General features: G+C 67.4%; 22 protein-coding genes and 1 pseudogene. 13 read left to right on the top strand and 10 right to left on the bottom strand.

What is annotated here, in order from left to right; translation table 11 throughout:
• Nucleotides 1–11 precede the first annotated feature (11 nt).
• Nucleotides 12–1,046 (top strand): c-type cytochrome biogenesis protein CcsB, encoded by a 1,035-nt coding sequence (gene ccsB / locus GX543_RS03590; RefSeq protein ID WP_290849836.1) that lies wholly within the window; start codon nt 12–14, stop codon nt 1,044–1,046.
• Between the two features lie 107 nt (nt 1,047–1,153).
• Here the strand turns inward: ccsB and GX543_RS03585 are convergent, their stop codons facing one another.
• Together GX543_RS03585 and GX543_RS03580 are read right to left on the bottom strand one after the other, a co-directional pair.
• Entirely contained in the window at nt 1,154–1,318 is a 165-nt protein-coding gene (locus tag GX543_RS03585) for a hypothetical protein (protein WP_290849835.1), read from the bottom strand.
• Between the two features lie 217 nt (nt 1,319–1,535).
• Entirely contained in the window at nt 1,536–1,757 is a 222-nt protein-coding gene (locus GX543_RS03580; protein WP_290849834.1) for a BldC family transcriptional regulator, read from the bottom strand.
• A 217-nt stretch (nt 1,758–1,974) separates the two neighbouring features.
• Between GX543_RS03580 and GX543_RS03575 the strand changes: the two genes are divergently transcribed.
• The 6 genes from GX543_RS03575 (at nt 1,975) to GX543_RS03550 (ending at nt 7,912) form a co-directional block, all read left to right on the top strand.
• Nucleotides 1,975–2,304, top strand: coding sequence for a DUF4229 domain-containing protein (locus GX543_RS03575; protein WP_290849833.1), 330 nt, complete (start codon nt 1,975–1,977; stop codon nt 2,302–2,304).
• Nucleotides 2,305–2,317: 13 nt separating this feature from the next.
• Nucleotides 2,318–3,424, top strand: a complete 1,107-nt coding sequence (locus GX543_RS03570; protein ID WP_290849871.1) for a PLP-dependent cysteine synthase family protein — start codon at nt 2,318–2,320, stop codon at nt 3,422–3,424.
• Nucleotides 3,425–3,463: 39 nt separating this feature from the next.
• The gene (locus tag GX543_RS03565; RefSeq protein WP_290849832.1) at nt 3,464–4,147 is read left to right on the top strand and encodes an ABC transporter ATP-binding protein; all 684 of its coding nucleotides are present in this window, start codon (nt 3,464–3,466) and stop codon (nt 4,145–4,147) included.
• Between the two features lies 1 nt (nt 4,148).
• Nucleotides 4,149–6,689, top strand: coding sequence for an FtsX-like permease family protein (locus tag GX543_RS03560; RefSeq protein ID WP_290849830.1), 2,541 nt, complete (start codon nt 4,149–4,151; stop codon nt 6,687–6,689).
• A 217-nt stretch (nt 6,690–6,906) separates the two neighbouring features.
• Nucleotides 6,907–7,176, top strand: coding sequence for a helix-turn-helix domain-containing protein (locus GX543_RS03555; protein WP_290849829.1), 270 nt, complete (start codon nt 6,907–6,909; stop codon nt 7,174–7,176).
• Entirely contained in the window at nt 7,169–7,912 is a 744-nt protein-coding gene (locus GX543_RS03550) for a Clp protease N-terminal domain-containing protein (RefSeq protein WP_290849828.1), read from the top strand. Before GX543_RS03555 ends, GX543_RS03550 begins: the two co-directional genes overlap by 8 nt.
• Nucleotides 7,913–7,973: 61 nt before the next feature.
• Here GX543_RS03550 and GX543_RS03545 read toward each other — a convergent pair whose 3' ends face one another.
• The gene (locus tag GX543_RS03545) at nt 7,974–8,843 is read right to left on the bottom strand and encodes a 1,4-dihydroxy-2-naphthoate polyprenyltransferase (protein WP_290849827.1); all 870 of its coding nucleotides are present in this window, start codon (nt 8,841–8,843) and stop codon (nt 7,974–7,976) included.
• Between the two features lie 264 nt (nt 8,844–9,107).
• On the opposite strand from GX543_RS03545, the gene GX543_RS03540 reads away from it, so the two are divergent.
• Entirely contained in the window at nt 9,108–10,433 is a 1,326-nt protein-coding gene (locus tag GX543_RS03540) for a PE-PPE domain-containing protein (protein ID WP_290849825.1), read from the top strand.
• A gap of 11 nt (nt 10,434–10,444) precedes the next feature.
• Here GX543_RS03540 and menE read toward each other — a convergent pair whose 3' ends face one another.
• The 4 genes from menE to GX543_RS03520 are packed head-to-tail and all read right to left on the bottom strand — an operon-like array spanning nt 10,445 to nt 13,523.
• The gene (menE, locus tag GX543_RS03535; protein WP_290849823.1) at nt 10,445–11,563 is read right to left on the bottom strand and encodes an o-succinylbenzoate--CoA ligase; all 1,119 of its coding nucleotides are present in this window, start codon (nt 11,561–11,563) and stop codon (nt 10,445–10,447) included.
• A gap of 44 nt (nt 11,564–11,607) precedes the next feature.
• On the bottom strand, nt 11,608–11,949 hold the full coding sequence (locus GX543_RS03530) for a DUF3349 domain-containing protein (RefSeq protein ID WP_290849822.1): 342 nt from the start codon (nt 11,947–11,949) through the stop codon (nt 11,608–11,610).
• A gap of 42 nt (nt 11,950–11,991) precedes the next feature.
• Nucleotides 11,992–12,264, bottom strand: coding sequence for a hypothetical protein (locus GX543_RS03525; protein ID WP_290849821.1), 273 nt, complete (start codon nt 12,262–12,264; stop codon nt 11,992–11,994).
• Between the two features lie 29 nt (nt 12,265–12,293).
• Complete coding sequence (locus GX543_RS03520; RefSeq protein WP_290849819.1) at nt 12,294–13,523, bottom strand: inorganic phosphate transporter; 1,230 nt, start codon at nt 13,521–13,523, stop codon at nt 12,294–12,296.
• A gap of 270 nt (nt 13,524–13,793) precedes the next feature.
• Between GX543_RS03520 and GX543_RS03515 the strand changes: the two genes are divergently transcribed.
• Nucleotides 13,794–14,855, top strand: a complete 1,062-nt coding sequence (locus tag GX543_RS03515; RefSeq protein ID WP_290849818.1) for an LLM class F420-dependent oxidoreductase — start codon at nt 13,794–13,796, stop codon at nt 14,853–14,855.
• A gap of 138 nt (nt 14,856–14,993) precedes the next feature.
• Here the strand turns inward: GX543_RS03515 and GX543_RS03510 are convergent, their stop codons facing one another.
• Together GX543_RS03510 and GX543_RS03505 are read right to left on the bottom strand one after the other, a co-directional pair.
• A complete protein-coding gene (locus tag GX543_RS03510) occupies nt 14,994–15,485 on the bottom strand; it encodes an SRPBCC family protein (protein WP_290849816.1) in 492 nt (163 codons plus the stop codon).
• Nucleotides 15,486–15,535: 50 nt separating this feature from the next.
• The gene (locus GX543_RS03505) at nt 15,536–16,471 is read right to left on the bottom strand and encodes a 1,4-dihydroxy-2-naphthoyl-CoA synthase (protein WP_290849815.1); all 936 of its coding nucleotides are present in this window, start codon (nt 16,469–16,471) and stop codon (nt 15,536–15,538) included.
• A 164-nt stretch (nt 16,472–16,635) separates the two neighbouring features.
• Here GX543_RS03505 and GX543_RS03500 point away from each other — a divergent pair, with 164 nt between their 5' ends.
• Genes GX543_RS03500 through GX543_RS03485 form a run of 4 tightly spaced genes read left to right on the top strand, consistent with a single transcriptional unit; the run spans nt 16,636 to nt 19,900 of the window.
• Nucleotides 16,636–17,709: an enoyl-CoA hydratase/isomerase family protein gene (locus tag GX543_RS03500; RefSeq protein ID WP_290849814.1), complete on the top strand. Its 1,074-nt coding sequence runs from the start codon at nt 16,636–16,638 to the stop codon at nt 17,707–17,709.
• Between the two features lie 25 nt (nt 17,710–17,734).
• Nucleotides 17,735–18,511: an enoyl-CoA hydratase gene (locus GX543_RS03495; RefSeq protein WP_290849812.1), complete on the top strand. Its 777-nt coding sequence runs from the start codon at nt 17,735–17,737 to the stop codon at nt 18,509–18,511.
• A 13-nt stretch (nt 18,512–18,524) separates the two neighbouring features.
• Entirely contained in the window at nt 18,525–19,247 is a 723-nt protein-coding gene (locus GX543_RS03490) for a TetR/AcrR family transcriptional regulator (RefSeq protein WP_290849811.1), read from the top strand.
• Nucleotides 19,244–19,900 carry a PaaI family thioesterase gene (locus GX543_RS03485; protein WP_290849810.1) on the top strand — a complete coding sequence of 219 codons (657 nt, stop codon included), beginning with the start codon at nt 19,244–19,246 and terminating at the stop codon, nt 19,898–19,900. The genes GX543_RS03490 and GX543_RS03485 overlap by 4 nt, the downstream gene beginning before the upstream one ends.
• A gap of 28 nt (nt 19,901–19,928) precedes the next feature.
• Here GX543_RS03485 and GX543_RS03480 read toward each other — a convergent pair.
• Nucleotides 19,929–20,186 (bottom strand): annotated as a pseudogene (locus tag GX543_RS03480) (enoyl-ACP reductase); the annotation flags it as partial.

Here is a 20,186-nt window from a genome sequence, read left to right as displayed (position 1 = left end):
AGGAATCGTTCATGAACGATGAAGCCGTGGGCTACGTCAACGAGACGCTGGCTCGCTATTCCGACTGGCTGTACGCCACCAGCATGACGGTGTACGTGATCGCCATGCTGATGTTCCTCGGAGCACTGGCCGGTGCCCGCTACCAGCGGATCGACGCGAAGTCGGAGAGCCTCGTCGGTGCGACGGCCGGTTCCGCCACCTCGTTGACGAAGGATTCCGCCGACGACCGCGTCCCCGGCCGCATCTCGGGGCCGGCGCAGCGTCGCCCGTTCGGGGAGAAGCTTGCAGCGATGGCTTTCCCGGTGGTGTGGGTCGGATTCCTCGCTCACCTGGGATCGGTGGTTCTCCGCGGAGTCGCCACCGATCGCGCGCCGTGGGGCAACATGTACGAGTTCATCTCGCTGACCTGCCTCGCGTGCGTCGCCGCCGGACTCGTCATCCTCCGCGCTAAAGAGGCGCGACCCCTGCTGAGCTTTGTGCTGGTCCCCGTCGTGCTGCTGATGTTCATCGGCGGGCGGTACCTGTACACCCAGGCCGCACCGGTGGTTCCGGCGCTGAAGTCGTACTGGCTCGCCATCCATGTCTCGATCATCTCGGTCGCGTCCGGCGTGCTGCTGGTGGCCGGTGTGGCCAGCATCCTGTACCTGGTTCGCAGCAAGTGGCCGACTCTCGGTGTCGTGGACGAGGCCGCAGCCGGTCTCGGAGCTGCCGGACGACGTCTGTTGGGCCACCTCCCCAGCGCAGAGGCGCTCGACCGCACCGCGTACAAGTGCACGGTGATCGGCTTCCCGCTCTTCGGACTCGGCATCATCTGCGGCGCCATCTGGGCCGAGGCCTCGTGGGGCCGCTTCTGGGGCTGGGACCCCAAGGAGACGGTGTCGTTCATCGCGTGGGTGATTTACGCGGCGTACCTGCATGCGCGCGCCACGGCGGGTTGGCGCAATGCTTCGGCATGGATCAATATCGCGGGCTTCGTCGCGCTGCTGTTCAACCTGTTCGCCATCAACCTGGTGGTCTCCGGCCTGCACTCGTACGCGGGTCTGTAGATCCCAGATCACTCCGCAGAAACGAACGACAGCGCAGAAACGAAACGACCGCGCCCGTTGAAGACGGGCGCGGTCGTTGGTTTTCGATCGACTGTGCGGGCTGGGCGTCAGCGGCGGTCGAGCGAACGCAGGAAGTCCGGATCATCGTCGGGACCGCGAGGCGCGGGCCGGCGACTGCCGCTCGGGCTCTGCTCGTTGAGGCTGGTCTGCATCAGGCGCCACGACACGAAGGCGGCGACCGCTACGAGGGTGAGCACTAACAGGAACGGCACGGGCAGGGCACCTCGCACTTCACGTCTCGGGAGACTTCACAGTCGGGAAACTCCACATTTCGGATCGGTTCAGTGAAGTCTACCCGCAAACACTGAGGCCCAGTTCCTGAAGGACGAGGATCTCCGAGCCCTCAAGATGCGCGCCGGGAGGCGCGCATCGAGGACTGCGAGGAGATCGCGTCCGCCGGAACTGGGCCGAAGCGATGAGGAACTGTGGTCAGGAGCGGTTGAGGAGCTCCACGACGTCCGCTTCGCGGAAGCGACGGTGGCCGCCCGGGGTGCGGATGGACTTCAGGACTCCCGACGACGCCCAGCGGGCGACGGTCTTCGGGTTCACGTTGAACATCGCGGCGACCTGACCGGGGGTCAGGTTGTGCTGCGTGGCCAAGGCGGGGGTGATGATTCCAGTCTCAGTGGAGTTTTCGGCGACGGCAGTCATTTCAATCTCCTGTTTGCTATTTGGGTAACACCGGCGGTTTCGCCGCTACACCCACTTTGTACACGCATTTGTGCAGGTTGCTCGAACAGTCAGTCGTTAGTAAAGGGTCCGTAATGTTGGATTTCGGCCTGATTCTCCCCCTTGCGACCAGTGCCCGAAGTTGTCCTCCGAACGGTGTATTCGCTGGTCCCGGCGCGAGCGAAGTATTCTGGGGGACATGACAGACCAACGACCAGACCCCGATCTCACCGACCAGAACAAGCCGGCGACTATGACGAGCCTCATCCTCGCCGTGGTCTTGTACTCCGTGGCACGGATCGCGCTGGTGGCGGTGATCGCGACGGTGATCTTCTTCGGTGGGCAGGCCGTGAACGTCGACGTGCCGCCGCTGGTCGCCGCAGTCTTCGGCGTCCTGATCGCCCTTCCGCTCGGGCTGATCTTGTTCAAGTCGCTGCGACTGAAGGTCAACGACCAGATCGCGCAGGTCGATGCCCAACGATCGGCGCAGCGCGACGACCTTCAGGCGCGTCTGCGCGGCGAGGACTGACGTGCCCGCCTCGATGGTGGAACGCGTCGCGGACCGCAGTTGGACGAGCCGCGCGGTTCAACTCATCGAGGCCGACGCTCGTCGCAGTGCCGACACCCACCTGCTTCGCGTCGACCTGCCCGAGTGGGCGGAGCGCGGAGACGGGATCGACCTCTACCTGAAGGACGAGTCGACGCACCCGACGGGATCGCTGAAGCACCGACTGGCGCGCTCGCTGTTCCTCTACGGACTGTGCAACGGCTGGATCCGCGAGGAAACCACCGTCATCGAGGCGTCGTCGGGGTCGACGGCGGTCTCCGAGGCCTACTTCGCCAAGCTGATCGGTGTCTCGTTCATCGCGGTCATGGTGTCCGGGACGTCTCCGGCCAAGACCAGGCTCATCGAGGCGCAGGGCGGTGTCTGCCATTTCGTCGACTCACCGTCCGAGATCTACGCGGTGGCGCAGCGGTTGGAAGCCGAACTCGGAGGCCATTTCATCGACCAGTTCACCATGGCTGAGCGCGCGACGGACTGGCGGGGCAACAACAACATCGCCGAATCGGTCTTCGCGCAGATGAGCGCCGAACGACACCCGATTCCGGAGTGGATCGTCGTCGGCGCGGGGACCGGGGGCACCTCGGCCACCTTCGGCCGATATCTGCGGTACCGGCAGCATCCGACGCGCCTGTGCGTCGTCGACGTCGAGAACTCGGTCTTTCTGCCCGCCTATCAGACCGGTGACGGCACCATCACTTCGCCGACGGCGTCGCGGATCGAGGGCATCGGCCGCCCCCGGGTGGAACCGTCGTTCGTCTCGCAGGTGATCGATGCGATGGTGCCGGTGCCCGATGCGGCGTCGGTAGCGGCCATGCGCTTCCTCAGCGACCGGCTGGGACGACGCGTCGGCGGCTCAACCGGAACCAACTTCTGGGGCGTCTGCACGCTGATCGGCGAGATGGCGGCGGCCGGACGCAGCGGCAGTGTGGTGTCGCTGCTGTGCGACAGCGGTGACCGATACGATCACACATACTTCAACGACGACTGGGTGAGCGAGCAGCAGCTGGACCTCGGGCCGCCGACTGCGGCGCTGGAACGGTTCTACGCCACCGGGGTGCTGCCCGAGCCGTCGTCTCAGCGTTGACACGCGGCCCGGTGCGTCCGGCCGCAGATTGGGGACAGCGTGGCCGTCGTCGAGGCGTCGAATCTGGTTCGCGAGTATCGCATGGGAACGGAGACGGTGCGAGCGCTCGACGGCGCATCGCTGACGCTCGAGGGCGGTCAGTTCGTCTCGGTGGTCGGACCATCGGGTGCGGGAAAGTCGACGCTGCTGCACATCATCGGGGCACTCGACGTCCCGACCTCGGGGTCCATTCGCGTGGACGGCACCGACTTGGCTGGTCTCAGCGACGACGAGGCCTCCGCGTTCCGACGGCATCGGGTCGGCTTCATCTTCCAGTTCTTCAATCTGGTGCCCACGCTGACCGCCTGGGAGAACGTCGCGCTCCCCAGGCTTCTCGACTCCAAGTCGCTGCGAAAGGCCAAACCGCGGGCCGTCGAACTCCTTGACCGGGTCGGTCTCGGTGACCGCGTCGAACATCGACCGGCGGAACTGTCCGGCGGACAGATGCAGCGGGTGGCGGTCGCGCGGTCGTTGATGATGGACCCGAAGATCCTGCTGGCGGACGAACCGACCGGCAACCTCGATTCGAAGACCGGCGCCGACGTCCTGGCGCTGCTGTCGGAGGTGGCGCACGACGAACCCGACCGCCTGGTGCTGATGGTGACGCACGACAGCAACGCCGCGGCGGTCTGTGACCGAGTGGTGACGGTCCGCGACGGCAGGATCGACGGGCGGGACAGCTGAGGTGGGTGCGGTTCTCGCCGGACTCACGCGCGTCCGCATCTTCAACCTGCGTGAGCTCGCGGGTCACAGACTACGGGTGGTCACCTCGCTCGTCGTCGTGATGGTGTCGTCGGCACTGCTGGTCGCGGTGCTCGGCACCTACGGCTCCATGTCGGAGTCGGTGCGGCAGTTCAACGCCGCGCTGTCGGGCGATGCGACCGTCGAAGTCGCGGGAATCGCCGACTCGGGCGTCGACTCCGCCCTCGCGGGAGAGCTGCGCCGCGAAGTGCCCGGGGCGCGTGCCGTGGTGCCGCTGGTCCGCAGCACCGTGATCCTCGACGACGGGGCGCCCGCGGTGCTGGTCGGCTCCGACATGTACGTGACCGCGCTGTCGGGTGAACTGCGTGAGGTCGTCGACTCGGAGGCGAACTCCGCCGGTTCGGGATTCGCCGCCGAACGGCTAGACGATGGCATCGTGGTCGGCGCAGCGACCGGTTTGCGAGAGGGACAGGCACTGACCCTCTCGGGCGTCGACGTGACGGTGGTGGGCGTGGTGCCCGACGACGTCGGCCGGGTCCTCAACGGCGGCCGCTTCGTGTTCGCGTATCTCGGTCTGGCCCAGCGCCTCACCGGGCTCGACGGCGCGGTCGACTCGATCCTCATCGTCCCGAAGACGGGGGTGTCGCAGTCGGAGCTGAGCGCGCAGGTGTCGGCGGTGGTCGGCGGTCAGGCGAGCGTGGTGGATCCGAGCTTCCGGGTGAAGCAGGTGGAGGTCGCCAACTCGGTGACGCACGACTCCACCCTGCTGGTGGCCATGGTCTCGCTGATCATCGCCGCGTTTCTGGTCTTCAACACGATGAACATGGCGGTGGCCTCGCGTCGCCAATCCCTGGCGATGCTGCGCGCACTGGGCGCGCGGCGCCGCCATCTGGTCGGCGACCTGCTGGCCGAGTCGGCGGTCCTCGGTGTGCTCGGCGGGTTGATCGGCGTGCCGTTGGGGATTGTGGCCGGCCGCTGGATCATCGGGCGGCTGCCGGACTCGTCGGAAGCCGTCGGCGTGGCCGTCGACTATCACCTGCCCGGGTACGCACCCGTCGTCGCCGTTGTCGCGTGCGTCGTCGCGTGTGTCGGGGCGACGATCCTGGCGGCACGCTCGGTGTTCGCGGTGGCACCGGTGGAAGCGATGGTGCCCGGCGAGGCCTCCGACGCCAAGCCGCCCGCCGCCGGGCTGCTGGTGAGCAGCGGAGTCGTCGGAGCGCTGCTGATCGTCGCGGCGTGGACGATTGCGGAGACCGTGGACGGTCGTGCCGCCATTCTGGCCGGTGCCGTCTACTCGGTCGGCGGCCTGTTGCTCTGCTTCGCACTGATGTCGGTACTGGTCCGCGCGGTGTTGGCGACGTCGAATCGATGGCGTGGCCCCGGGCGGCTCGCAGCGGTCAATGCCGAACGCGCGCCGCGGCGCGTCTGGGCCACGGTGATGACGGTCGCGGTCGCGATCACTGTCGGCATCGGCATCTCCGGGGCGCTCAACAACATGATCGGATCCATCTCGACCTCGCTCGAGGGGCTCGCCGATCCGGACTTCTACGTCTCGTCGCGCACCGCTGACGCGATGCCGCTCGGCCCCGCGCTCGATCCGGCCATCGCCGAACAGGTCCGGCAGCTGCCCGAGGTCGACGCTGCGGTCGGCGGCCAATGGGCGTCGGTCAACATCGGCGATGCCCGCGTGCTGCTGCAAGGTCTGGTCCCCGGCTCGTCGGCGCCGTTCATCAAGAAGTCGTCCGACGACGCCGTCCGGCAGACGCTGGCCGGCGACGGGATCCTGCTCTCCAAGGTGCTCGCCCGCATGCTGGGCGTACAGTCCGGCGACACCGTGCGCCTCGCCACACCCACCGGCTACCAGTCGCTGGTGGTCCGCGACACCGTCAATTATGTTGCCGTCGACTCCGGGGTGGGCGCGGTCTCCAACAACCTGCTGCGTAAGTGGTTCAAGCGTGACGGCGACACCTATCTGCAGGTGATGCTCAAGCCGGGCGCTGACCACGAGCGGGTGCGGCGCGAACTGACCGCCATCGCCGATGCGCATCCGGGCCTCGGCAACCGACCGGTCTCGGTCTACACCGGGCAGGAGGCGCTCGACGCGACAAAGAAGAGCGTCGAGCAAGCCGGAGCCTTCACCGTCGCGATCCAGTGGATCGTCGCGGGCGCGGCGGCGATCGCGCTCCTCAACACCCTGCTCCTCTCGGTGCTGGAACGCAGTCGCGAGCTGAGCGTGCTGCGCGCGATGGGGGCGTCGCGTCGATTCATCTCACGCATGGTGCTCAGCGAAGCCGCATCGATCGCGCTGGTCGGCGCGGCGGTGGGGTTGGTTCTCGGCAGTGGATTGCACTACCTCGCCGACCGAATCCTGAGCCAGACCACGTCGATCGACATCGTCTACGCGCCTCAGCTGTCGGCGTTCGGCTATGTGATCGTTCCCGTCGCGCTCTGCCTGATCGGAGCCATGGTGCCTGCGGCGAGAGCGTCTCGTCTCAACATCTCGCAGCAGTTGACTGCTGATTGATGCCCGTGTGGCGTGGCAGGCGAAGCGGGCGGCGCGAAGCGGGGCGGGGCGATTGTTCCCGCTCGACAGTCCTCGGTCCTCGGCTAGCGCCTCGTCCCTGCGGAGAGCTCGCGTGAACAATCGCCCCGCCCCGCTTCGCTCGTCGTCCGATCGGTCGATCGTCAGCGATGTGTCAATAAATATTGACAGTTCGTGAACGTCAACATATATTGACATAATGCACGCAGATGATGAGCAGATGAACGACGACGATCCGATGGTGAGGGCCGCGGCAAGCGCGGATCCGGCAGTCGGATTGGGAGTGGTTCGGGCGCTGCGAACTCTCGCCGACCGGCTCGAGGACGTTCATGTGGCTTCGGCGAGGTCGCAGGGATGGAGTTGGCAGGCGATCGCCGAAGTTCTGCAGGTCAGCCGTCAGGCCGTGCATCAGAAGCATTCGTATCGAGAGGCCGCGGAAGCGGCTGGGAAGGACGGCAACGATGTTTGACCGTTTCAATTCAGACTCTCGAGCCGTGATGATGTTCGCGGCTCAGGAAGCAAAGGATCTCGCGCATCGCGAGATCGGCACCGACCACCTCATGCTCGGCATGCTGTGCAATGCGCGCAGCCCGCTGTTCGCCGTGCTGGCCGACCAGGGGCTCACCCTGGCGGGTGCACGCGAGGTGGTCGGGAAGAACCGGGAGGCGGAGCCCGAGGACGTTCGGGACCGCTACGAGGACGACCGAGTGGCCCTGCGCAGCATTGGAATCGACCTTGACAAGGTCCGCGAGGCCGTCGGGGACAGGTTCGGTGAAGACCTCGCCGAGGGCTGGGGACGACGACCCGAACGAGGTCGTGGTCGCGGTCGCGGACCGCACGGTCGCCGCGGTCCGCACCACGGTGGTCCTACCGGCGGACCCGGCGGATGGAGTGGTCCGTTCCGGGCGGAGGTGGGGCCCGACGGCATCTGGTTCGGGCCGGCCGAAGGCGGCCGGGGCCGTCGAGGCCCGCGAGGTCGCGGTCGTGGCGGGCGCCTCACCGAGCCGGCCCGCGAGGCGATCCGTGCCACGGTGGCGACAGCCCGAGAGGCGGGCGACTCGGACCTTCGCGTCGAACGCCTGCTGCTGGCCATGCTCGACGGCGGCGATCCCGCGGTGATCGCGGTGGTGGAGTCGGCGACGACCGTCGATCAACTCCGCGACGCGGTGATGGCGCTTCTTCAAGAGGCACCGGCAGCGGGCTGATGCCCCAGCAATGACGATCGGCCCCTCCCGAAGACTTCGGGAGGGGCCGATCGTCGCGTCACTAGCTCAAGCCGAGCGCGATCCCGGTCGCGAGGGACCACACCAGCATCGCGACTCCGGTCAGCGCGAGGACGGGGATCAGCTCGCGCCCCTGAGCTCCGCCCATGACCAACTTCAACGGTTTGACCAGGGGGATCGCCACCAGCAGGCCGGCCGCGGCCGCGGGAACGAAAACCGCCAGCACGATGCTGACGACGACTGGGACCGCGCACATCACGAGGTACAGCCTGCGCGTGGCGGCGTCGCCGAGTCGCACGGCGAGCGTCACCTTTCCGGATTCGGTGTCCGTCGGGATGTCGCGCAGATTGTTGGCGATCAGCACGCCCGACGACAGCGCGCCGACTGCGACCGCACACCCGACGCCGACCCAGTCCACCTTGCCCGACGTGACGAACTGCGTCCCAAGCACGGCCACGAGTCCGAAGAAGACGAAGACGGCGATCTCGCCGAATCCCAGATATCCGTAGGGGCGTCGACCGCCGGTGTAGAACCACGCGCCCAGGATGCACACGGCACCGATGAGGACCAGCCACCACGCGGTGGCGATCGCCAGTGCCAGCCCGGCCGCGGCACCGACGCCCAGCGCCGTGAACGCGGCGGCCTTGACCGCTCCCGGACGTGCGGCACCGGAGCCGACCAGACGGAGCGGGCCCACCCGGTCGTCGTCGGTGCCGCGGATGCCGTCGGAGTAGTCGTTCGCATAATTGACGCCGACGATCAGTGCGAGCGACACCACCAGAGCCAGCGCCGCCTTCCACCAGGTGACGCCCCCGACGTAGAGGCCGGCACCGGTTCCGGCAATCACCGGAGCGATCGCGTTCGGCAGGGTGCGCGGTCGTGCGCCTTCGATCCATTGAGCCACTGTTGCCACGCCGATATTGTTCCATCCTCGCGCGGCGCGCCGGCGTCGGCCGACCTCGATACCGCCACGCCGGGTGTCACCCGACCTGGTGTCAGCCCAACCCCTGACGCCGTTTCTGGGACTTACCTGAGGAATTCCTGCGTGATTCCATGAGGGCTCAGAATGTGGTGCTACCTGGGCGTTATCGGTGGCACCGGCTATCTCGCCCGGGGGAGAACTTCAGTGAAGCGCAAAATTGCGACGTCGGCTGCTGCATGTGGACTGTGCGCGGGAGTGATTGCTCCGCTGGCGTTCGCGCCGACGGCGATGGCCGCGGACGCGCCGTACATTCCCGGCGTCGATTCGTCAGTTGCCGCCAACGGTCCGACGCTGACCGCGCCCAGCGACGTGCTGTCTTCGTTGGTGCCAGACGCCGACTCGGACGCACTGGTCGTCCTCGTGCCGGGCACCGACGACACCTATTCGCCGCGTGTCAACAGTCTCGTCGCGGGGCGCGACCTCACCGTGGTCCAGTACCCGGAGTCGTTCTGGCCGATCATCTCCGGCAAGTCCGGAAAGCTGCCGTTCACCGCCCCGACCTACAACGACTCCCGCGATGTCGGCACGGCCAACACGCTCAAGGTGATGGAAGCCTTGAAGGACGCCGATCGCGTCATCGTGTACACCGGCTACTCGCAGGGCAGCGAAGCGCTCGGGAACGCGGCGGAGCAGGCGGCGGCCAAGGGGCTTCTGGGATCCAACTCGACGATCCTGCTGGTCTCCGATCCACGGGGGCCGTGGGGCGTCAAGTCCAAGCTGAGCCGGACGCCGTTCGCCACGCCGCTGCTGGGCCTGATCGGCGTCTCGAACGACGGCGCCCGCAATCCCGAGGACACCGGCGACGCCAAGGTTGTTCACGTCATCGTCCAGGGTGATCCCGTCGGCCACCTGCAGTGGGACCCGCTGCGGCCGGTGTCGTCGGTTGCGGTCAATGCCGCGGGGTTCCTCGCCATCCACTCCGGCACCGGCCGCGGCTCGTACGCCGATCTGGAGAACCTGGAGCAGGTCGCCACGTTCACCAGTGGCAACAGCACCTACCAGGTTTACGACACTTACCACCCGTTCGCGCTGCTGAACGCCATGATCTACGAATCCCTGGGCGTGCCGGTCTCGACCGAACAGCTCGAGTCGTGGGACAAGGCCGCCGAGAAGTTCTACCCGACGCAGGAGATCACGGCGGAGAACGCCGACCCGAACGTCCCGGTGACCAAGGTCTCGTCGCCGACTGCCACCGCAGACGAGACCGATGACGCCCCCGCGGCCAACCGAGTCGCGGGCAAGCGCCGCCTGCTGGACGACACCGGGCAGTGGGCCGAACCGCAGCCGCTCGAGGGCGGTACGTCATCGTCCTCGCCGCGCCACGCGCAGGTGGACGACGGGACCGGTGTCGACGCGGAGACTCCAACGGAGGAGCTCCCGCCTGCTGAGACCCCGCAGGATGAGACGCCCACTGCGGTGGAAGAGGACGCTCCGGTGACTCCGGAAGCGCCAGAAGAGATCAGCGCAGAAGAAGTGGACGCAGAAGTAGTGGACGCAGAACAAGAGAACGCAGCGGCCTGATTCCGCCGAACTCAGGCGAAGCGCTCGCGCAGCGCCCGGCGATCCACCTTGCCCGGGCCGCGGAGCGTAAGAGCGTCGAGTAGGAACACCTTTCGGGGCGCCGCATAGCGATCGAGGCGCTCGGTGACGAAGGCGCGCAGCACGGCGTCGTCGGGCCGCGGCCCTTCGGTCGCGGCGACCACCGCGACGACCACCTGCTCGCCCAGTCGTTCGTCCGGCACGCCGAACACCGCGCAGTCGGCGACGCCGGGCACCTCGGAGATGACTGCCTCGACCACCTGCGGTACCACGGTGAGTCCGCCGGTGGAGATCGCCTCGTCGGCGCGGCCGACGATCCGCAGCAGGTGATCGTCGAGCGCGCCCAGATCGTCGGTCAGGAACCAGCCGGGGTCGGCGAACGCGGGGTGGTCGGGCAGGTTGCGGTAGCCCTTGGCAAGGGTCGCGCCGCCCAGCGCCACGCGGCCGGCGCCGTCGTCGCCCGCTTCCATGATCCGCAGGCGGGTTCCCGGCAACGGCAGGCCGTCGTACACGCAGCCCCCCGCGGTCTCACTCATCCCGTACGTCCGCACGATAGGCAGTCCGGCGTCGAGGGCGCGGGCCGCGAGCGAAGCGCCGGTGGCCGCTCCGCCCACCAAGATCGCGTCGAGGTCGGCCAGCGCAGCTGACGCGCGCGGATCGTCGAGGGCCTTCCTGAGCTGCATGGGCACCAGCGAGGTGTAGCGCCGGTGACCGGGCATGGCGGCGATCTGCGCGGGCAGCGCGGCGGGGTCGAAGCCCGCAGCGAGGTCGAGGACCACCGGGTCGTATCCCGCGGCGAGAGAGCGGAGCAGCACCTGCAGACCCGCGATGTGGTGCGGGGGCATCGCGAGCAGCCAACTGCCCGGTCCGCCCAGGACCTCCGCCGTCGCGTCGATCGATGCGCGCAGCGAGGCCGCCGTGTGGACTGCGCCCTTGGGGGTCCCGGTGGTGCCGGAGGTCGAGACGACGAGGGCTGCGTCGTCGTCGATGGGCGAGCCGAGCGCGAGCGCCTCGGACAGTCGACGCACGTCGGCCGGGTTGTCGGCGGGGAGCGGCAGATACGCGGCGTCGCCGTCGAGCAGAGCCGTCAAATCCCGCCGAGCGTCGAGCACGGCGGGATTCGCGGGAAGTTCGAGAGGTCGAAGGACTCGCAGAGTCACTCCTCGGTCTTGCTCACGACGGGTTCGGCTGCGGTCACGCTCTCGCGGTCGGCGAGCGGCCAGCCTGCTGCGGCGAGACGTGCCGAGACCTGCTCGATCTCGTCCGCGGACGGAGCCTGCTCGGTGACGGCGTGAATCGCCTCGCGGATGCGCTCCGGGGTGGCGGGAGTGTCGGTGCCGTACTCGAGCGCGAGCCCGAGGACGACGTCGGTGATCTCAGACTCTGACAGAAGCGGAGTCAACAGCGCCAGCAGCGGCGGGTAGTCGGAGGCCGGAATGCCCTCGGGATATCCGGCGCGAATCCACCTGATGATGTTGTCGAACAGCGATGGTGCCATGTGTTGTCTCGGTGCCTTTCAAGACCCGGGATTACCCGGAGGTCACTTCTTGTAAGCGAAGTCGGGGAAGATGCGGAGGTCGAAGTAGTAGTCGAGCGTCTGTCGCGTGACCCACAGGATCCCCAGGACGATCACCACGACGGTCAGTCCGATCAGGGCGAAGCCGAGGTAGCGGATGATCGGGTTGGCGGGCTTGCCGAGGTCACCGTGGCCGATGGCTTCCAGGCGCATGCCGACCGCGAACAGTGCGGGGAGGCCGGCGCCGAGGACCAGGCCGACCGCGAGGACCTTGGAGATGGAGGAGACGATGTCCATGAGGTGATGAGCCTTTCGCGAAGTCGGAATCAGGCCTGAGCGGCGGGATCGGTGGCGGTCGGAACCGGCGTCTCTTCGCCCTCGGAGCCTTCGGCCCACTCGTCATTGACGTTCCGGTGGTCGACCTTCTGCTGCTGGGCGCGCCAGTACATGTAGGCGGACAGAGCGGCCAGGATCAGGAAGATGACGATGGCGCCCGGGGCGCCGCCGACCATGTTGGCGAGCCAGAAGCAGAGGGCGCCGACCAGTGCGGCGGCGGGCAGGGTGGTCAGCCAGGCGATCGCCATGCGTCCGGCGACGCTCCAGCGGACCTCCGCGCCCTTCTTGCCGAGTCCCGAACCGAGGATCGAACCGGTGGCGACGTGGGTGGTCGACAGCGCCATGCCCGCGACCGACGAGGTCAGAATGATGGCCGCAGACGAGGCCTCGGCTGCCATGCCCTGGGGCGCCTTGATCTCGACCAGGCCCTTGCCCAGCGTGCGGATGATGCGCCAGCCGCCGAGCCAGGTGCCGAGCGCGATGGCGGCGGCACACGAGGCGACCACCCAGAAGGGCAGTCCGTGCGAAACGGTCGAGGCGTCGAGGTGACCGGTGGCGATCAGCGCGAGCGCGATGACGCCCATCGTCTTCTGCGCGTCGCCGGTGCCGTGAGCCAGTGAGACGAGGGAGGCTGAAGCGATCTGACCGTGGCGGAAGCCGCCCTCCTTCTTCTTCTCGGACATGCCGTTGGTGATGGCGTAGACGAGCAGGGTGCCGACCGCAGCCACCAGACAGGCGATCACCGGGGCGAACAGCGCCGGAACGATCAGCTTGGCCAGGATGCCTTCCCAGTTGATGCCCGAGCTGCCGATCGCTGCCAGACCCGCACCGATCAGACCGCCGAACAGTGCGTGCGAGGAGCTCGACGGCAGGCCGAACAGCCAGGTGAAGAGATTCCACAGGATGGCGCCGATCAAACCGGCGAAGATGATGATCAGCGCGGTGTCCGCGCTGAGCCCGTCGACCAGCGCGCCCTTGTCGTCGCCGGACGTCTCCTGGATCTTCAGGACGTCCTTGGTGATGGTCGCGGCGACCTGGACGGAGAGGAAGGCGCCGACCAGGTTGAGGATCGCAGACAGGCCGACGGCGACCTTCGGCTTCAGCGCGCCGGTGGCGATCGATGTCGCCATGGCGTTGCCGGTGTCGTGGAACCCGTTGGTGAAGTCAAAGCCGAGTGCTGTGACGATCAGCAGAACGAGAATGAGCATCTCTGCGGTCATGCGACAACTATGACCGGCGATCGGTGGGGGTAGTCAACTCGATGCAACGTTCCGTTTGGGGCGTTGACCTGGGGATTTAAACTGTATCGGGGGTCGTTAACGGAATGTTCACCGAACCGTGGAGTGGACGTCACCCGGAGTTGCCCGTTCCGTTCGATCCGCAGGTGAAGGCAAGGTTAAGTCCAGGTGAATGACCTCGCGGGCGGCCGATGTCGAATCCCTGCCAACCGTCGATGAGACGATGTCACGCACGTGTGCCAGAATCAGCGCATGACGCCGATGACGCTGGGAATGCCGATCAACTACGCGGGCGACTTCCGCGAGACCATCGATAACCTCCGCGACTTCGAGGGGGTGGGCGTGCGCCGCGTCGCGGTGCCCGAGGCCTACAGCTTCGACGCCGTGAGCCAGCTCGGTTACATCGCCGCCCGCACCGAGACGATGGAACTGCAGACCGGCATTCTCCCGATGTATTCGCGGACCCCCACCAACCTCGCCATGACCGCCGCGGGCCTCGACTACATCAGCGGCGGTCGTGCGGTGCTGGGCATCGGCGCCTCCGGGCCGCAGGTGATCGAAGGATTCCACGGCGTCAAGTACGACTACCCGCTCGGACGTGCCCGCGAGAACGCCGAGATCTGCCGTCAGGTGTGGCGGCGCGAGCGCGTCGAGCACCGCGGCAAGCACTACCAGCTGCCCCTCACCAAAGAGGACGGCGGCAGCGGACTCGGTAAGGCGTTGAAGATCATCAACCACCCGGTCCGTGACCGGATCCCGATGCTGCTCGCCGCGATCGGACCCAAGAACGTCGAACTCGCCGCTGAGTTGTTCGAGGAACTGCAGCCCTTCCTCTACCACCCCGACCACGTCGACGCCGCCTTCGGCGAGCCGCTGGCGGCGGGCAACGCCAAGCGGGACCCGTCGCTGCCCGACCTCCGAATCGTGGTTCAGACCAGCGCGCTGATCACCGAGGACGTCGATCAGATCGCCGCCGCTCAGCACGCGGTCCGCCACCACAGTGCCCTCTACATCGGCGGAATGGGCGCACGCGGCAAGAACTTCTACAACTCGCTGGTGCAGCGATACGGCTACGTCGACGAGGCCAAGCTGATCCAGGACCTGTACTTGGACGGCAAGAAGGACGAGGCCGCTGCCGCGGTGCCGCAGGAACTGATCGAGGCCATGAGCCTGATCGGGCCCCGGTCCGCCGTCGCCGAGCAGGTGGAACGATTCCGCGAGAGCGGCGTCGGCGTCCTGCTGGCCTCGCCCGCCGCGTGGACGCATGAGCAGCGCGTCGAGGACATGCGGGTCCTGGCCGAACTCGTCGGCTAGACGAAGGCCGACAGGCGAGCACAGGTCTACAGGCGAGCACAGGTCTACAGGCGATCAAACGCACTATGCGTTGCTTCCCGCTCAGGCTTCAAGCCGTTGCGGGGAGCAACGCATAGTGCGTTTTCAGACAGCGGAGCGTCAGCCGATCGCAGCCTCGATCAGGTCGAGGTTCGATTCCATGCCGCGCCGCCAGACGCCGAGGCGGTTGTCGATGATGACGCCCTCCTTCTCCGGAGCGGCGGCGATGAAACCGCGGAACGGCGAGTCGCCGTCGCCGACCCGGGCCCACTGACGGACTACGGCCCCGACGCGGGAAGGGTCCACCTCGAAGCCCCAGGTAGCCCACGGCTCAGATCCTTCGACGCCCACCGACCAGGCCCAGCGGCGTCCCTCCTCCACCTCGGTGACGATGCTCAAGGTCTCCCATTCGCCCATCTGGTCGTTGGAGTTCCGGCCGACGAAGCGGGCGCCGACCGCCACCGCATCGGCGCCGTCGATCCACTCGGCGGCTTGCAGCTCGCCTTCGGCGCGGGTCGGCAGGGTGATGTCGGTGACCAGTTCCCAGGCCCGCTCCGGCGTGCACGGCAGCTTTCGGCTCACTTCGATGATGGGGTTGTCGCGAAGTCGCATGGTTCTCCCGGTAACAGTGTCAGTAGTAGGGGGGGTCAGTAGTTGGGGGGTCAGTAGTAGTAGGGGAAGGGGTCCCAGTCGGGATCGCGCTTCTCCAGGAACGCGTCGCGGCCCTCGACGGCTTCGTCGGTCATGTACGCCAGGCGGGTCGCCTCGCCTGCGAACACCTGCTGGCCCATCAGTCCGTCGTCGGTCAGGTTGAACGCGAACTTCAGCATGCGCTGAGCCGTCGGCGACTTCCCGTTGATCTTTCGTGCCCACTCGATGGCGGTGTTCTCGAGCTCGGCGTGGTCGACGACGCGGTTCACCGCCCCCATCCGCTGCATGGTCTCGGCGTCGTAGGCCTCGCCGAGGAAGAAGATCTCGCGGGCGAACTTCTGCCCGACCTGCTTGGCCAGGTACGCGCTGCCGTACCCGGCGTCGAAGCTGCCGACATCGGCGTCGGTCTGCTTGAACCGAGCATGCTCACGCGAGGCCAGGGTCAGGTCCGCGACCACGTGCAGCGAATGGCCGCCGCCTGCCGCCCAGCCGTTCACCACGGCGATGACGACCTTGGGCATGGTGCGGATCAACCGTTGTACCTCGAGGATGTGCAGCCGACCGCCCTCGGCCTTCACTCGGGCTTCGTCGACGCCGTCGACGGTCGCCCCGGCGACGTCGGAGTCGTGGCTCTGCGCGTACTGGTAGCCGCTGCGTCCGCGGATGCGCTGGTCGCCGCCGCTGCAGAAGGCCCAGCCGCCGTCCTTGGGCGACGGCCCGTTGCCGGTCAGCAGCACCGTGCCGACGTCGGGGGAGCGGCGCGCGTGATCGAACGTGCGGAACAGTTCGTCCACGGTGTGCGGACGGAACGCGTTGCGGACTTCGGGGCGGTCGAAGGCGATGCGGACGATGCCGTTCTCGCGGCCCTCGCCGACGTGGCGGTGGTAGGTGATGTCGGTGAGATCTTCGAAGCCGCGTACGGGCTTCCACTGGGTTTCGTCGAACATGACTTGACCTTAGTGGGATCGATCCGACGGTACGGTCCCGGACCGAATCAAGCCTGCTGTAGCAGCACTCAATTCGTCGTCACGCGGTCCGGGGCTTCTTTCGATCTATCGTGTTCAAGTAATATGTTTCGAACTGAGTGCCACTTGAGTTCAAGGGAGAAGCAGTGACGGAGAAGCCAGTATTGGTATCGCTGGACGGCGGCGTCGGGCGGCTGGTGCTCAACCGGCCCAAGGCGATCAACGCGTTGAACGACGAGATGGTCGACCTCATGGCGGCGGCGCTGCGGCAGTGGCGCGATGACGATGCGGTCAAGGCCGTCGTTCTGTCGGGCGCGGGCGAGCGTGGGCTGTGCGCGGGCGGCGACATCGTGTCGATCCACCGCGACGCCAAGCAGCTGGTCGAATCCGGTGGCGGCGACGCCGAAGCGGCGGCCTGCCCGTCGGCGGTCTTCTGGCGCGAGGAGTACCAGCTCAACTCCGAGATCGCGAAGTACCCCAAGCCGTACGTCGCGCTGATGGACGGCATCGTGATGGGTGGCGGCGTCGGCGTCTCTGCGCACGCGAACACCCGCATCGTCACCGACCGCACACGTCTCGCGATGCCCGAGACCGGCATCGGCTTCTGCCCCGACGTCGGCGGCACCCACCTGTTGTCGCAGATCGCCGACAACCTCGGTGTCTACCTGGGGCTCACCGCGACCTCGGTCAACGGCGCCGACGCCGTTGCCCTCGGCATCGCCGATCACTACGTTCTGGCCGCCGACCTGGATGCCTTCGTCGCGGCGATCACCGCCACCTCCGTCGATCAGGCCATCGCCGAGTTCGCGCAGACCCCGCCGGAGTCGGACCTGTATGCCCAGCGCGACTGGATTCGCGAGGCCTTCGCCGCCGACGACGTCGCCGAGATCATCCGCCGCTGTGAAGCGGTCGGCACCGAGTCGGCGGACAAGGCGGCCGCGACGCTGCGCGCCAAGAGCCCGACGACGCTGGCCGTCACCCTGCGGACCCTGCGGAATCCGCTGCCGACGCTCGACGAGGCGCTGCACCGCGAGTACCGCGTGTCACTGCGCTGCGTCGCCAACCACGACATGGCCGAGGGCATCCGCGCTCAGGTCATCGACAAGGATCGCAACCCGTCGTGGAATCCGGCCGACATCGCAGCCGTGACGCCCGCCATCGTCGACGCCTTCTTCGCACCGCTGCCCGACGGCCTCGAACTGACCATCGTCGAACCCTGATCCACCACCTCGAATGGAGAACCGGATGACCGAGTACCAGACCATCCTCACCGAGACCGACGGCCGCGTCGCCGTCATCACCCTCAACCGGCCCAAGGCCCTCAACGCGCTGAACACGGAGCTGATGGGCGAGGTCGTCGCCGCGGTCCGCGGGTTCGACGTCGACCCCGGGATCGGCGCGATCGTGATCACCGGGTCGGAGAAGGCCTTCGCCGCCGGCGCCGACATCAAGGAGATGCAGTCCAAGAGCTTCAGTGACGTCGCGGGCGAACAGTTCTTCGGCGCCTGGGACGACCTGGCTCGGACCCGCACCCCGATCATCGCTGCCGTCTCCGGGTACGCGCTCGGCGGCGGCTGTGAGCTCGCGATGCTGTGCGACATGATCATCGCGGGTGAGAACGCCCGGTTCGGTCAGCCCGAGATCAACCTCGGCGTCATCCCCGGTATCGGCGGATCGCAGCGACTCACCCGCGCCGTCGGCAAGGCCAAGGCCATGGATCTGATCCTCACCGGACGTCAGATGAAGGTCGACGAAGCGGAGAAGCTCGGTCTGGTCTCCCGCGTGGTGCCGACCGACGAGGTCGTCAGCACCGCACGCGAGGTCGCCGCGACCATCGCGAGCAAGTCGTTCATCGCGTCGTCGTACGCCAAGGAGGCGGTGAACCGCGCCTTCGAGTCCGGACTGACCGAAGGTGTGCGCACCGAGCGCAGCCTGTTCTACTCGCTGTTCGCCACGGCCGACCAGACCGAGGGCATGAGCGCCTTCGCGGAGAAGCGCGAGCCGAACTTCCAGCATCGCTGATCGGCCGGATTCGGTGATCGAGCGAGCGGCGGCCGGAACCAAGAGCGAGCGCACGCGCGCGACGGTCCGCGCCGCCGCCGCCGAGTGCTTCGCCGCGTCGGGCTTCCAAGCCGCGACGACGGCGGAGATCGCACGGCGCGCGGGGGTGTCGGAGGGCACCGTCTTCCTGCACTACTCCAACAAGTTGGGACTGCTCACGGCTGTGACCCGGGAGTTCTACGAGAGTCTCCAGCGGCAGGGGGAGCAGGCCGTGGCCGACGGCACGCCCACGGAACAGTTGCGGCGGCTGGTGTCGGACTGGTGCGCGATGATGGCCCAGAAGTGGGATCTGGTGCAGGCCTACATCCACGCCGCGCAGACCTTTCCGGGAACCGAGCTCGCCGAGGTCGTGATCGAGTCCAATCGGCGGTACACGCGGATCTACACCGGTGTCATCGACGAGATGAAGGCGGCCGGTGAGTTGGACGAGACCTTTCCGACGGCACTCGCGCGCGACATGATCTTCGGGACGCTGGAGCACAGCGCGCGCGGTCAGCGTTACGCCGGGCGCCCGGTGAACACCGTCGATGTCGGCCGACAGATCGTGGATCTGCTGGTCGGCAGCAGCAGGCAGTCCGCTTCGGACGAGAAGCTGGCACGGATCGAGAAGAAGCTCGACCGGCTCCTGGACCGGGAGTCGAGCAATATTGTGCCGACGGATGATCCTGTCGGACCGAGGGATACGGTGAAGAGATGAAGGGTGCACCCGACCAGAAGTGGAACGTGCCTGCCGAAGGCGACTCGCAGCACCAGGGCGGTTTCCGCGCTGAACTCGAGGTGACCGTTGAACGCGGCGGTCCCAGCTACGGCGAGATGATCGAGCAGGTTCGAACGTTCATGGACAAGGTGCGCTACGCGTCTCCGACTCCGGATCTGGCCGACGAGGTGATCGAAGACCTCAAGAAGCTCAACGCCAAGCTCGACACCATGCTGGTCGACGAGTGGACCTCGCCGTCCGGCACCCGCATCGACCTGCCGTCGCGCGGCAACATCACGCTGCCGCCGTACGAGATCCTCGACGGTGGTCCCGACGGTGTCGATGCGACCGTCACCTTCCGTCGTTTCCACCTCGGGGGCAACGGCGTCGCGCACGGCGGCCACGTGGCCATCGCGTTCGACGACCTCGGCGGCATGGCGGCCGCGCTGAAGCTTGGCGGCGTCGCTCGCACCGGGTACCTGACGGTGAACTACCGGTCGCTGACTCCGCTGGAGACCCCGCTCGCGCTGCGTACATGGGTCGAGCGCGTCGAAGGTCGCAAGTACTTCGTCCGCGGGACGCTGTACGACGGTGACCGCCTCTGCGCCGAGATGGACGCGCTGTTCATCGCTTTGAAACCAGGGCAGGCCTAGCCGCTCGAGCCCACCGACGACGACGCCCTCAGGTGAGCTCGTGCGCCTCGACGACGAAGCCCGCGGACCGTAGGCGGTCGATGAGTGCGTCGCCCATCGCCACGGCGGGGGTCAGGACGCCGGCGCGGTCGGGGAGGCGATCGCGGTCCAGTGCCAATGCCAGGGCGCTCTCACCGAGCATCACGGCGGTGGCCTTGTAACCGGGGTCGCCGTGCGCGCGCATCTGCGAGCGGTAGCGACGACCGCTGGTGGTCGTGGTGAAGGTCTGGGTCACGAAGTTGCCGGT

The sequence above is a fragment of the Gordonia sp. (in: high G+C Gram-positive bacteria) genome (assembly GCF_012515855.1).
Classification (GTDB): Bacteria; Actinomycetota; Actinomycetes; order Mycobacteriales; family Mycobacteriaceae; genus Gordonia.
Note: the sequence above shows the minus strand (reverse complement) of the source record. Positions and strands in the feature narration are given on the sequence as shown.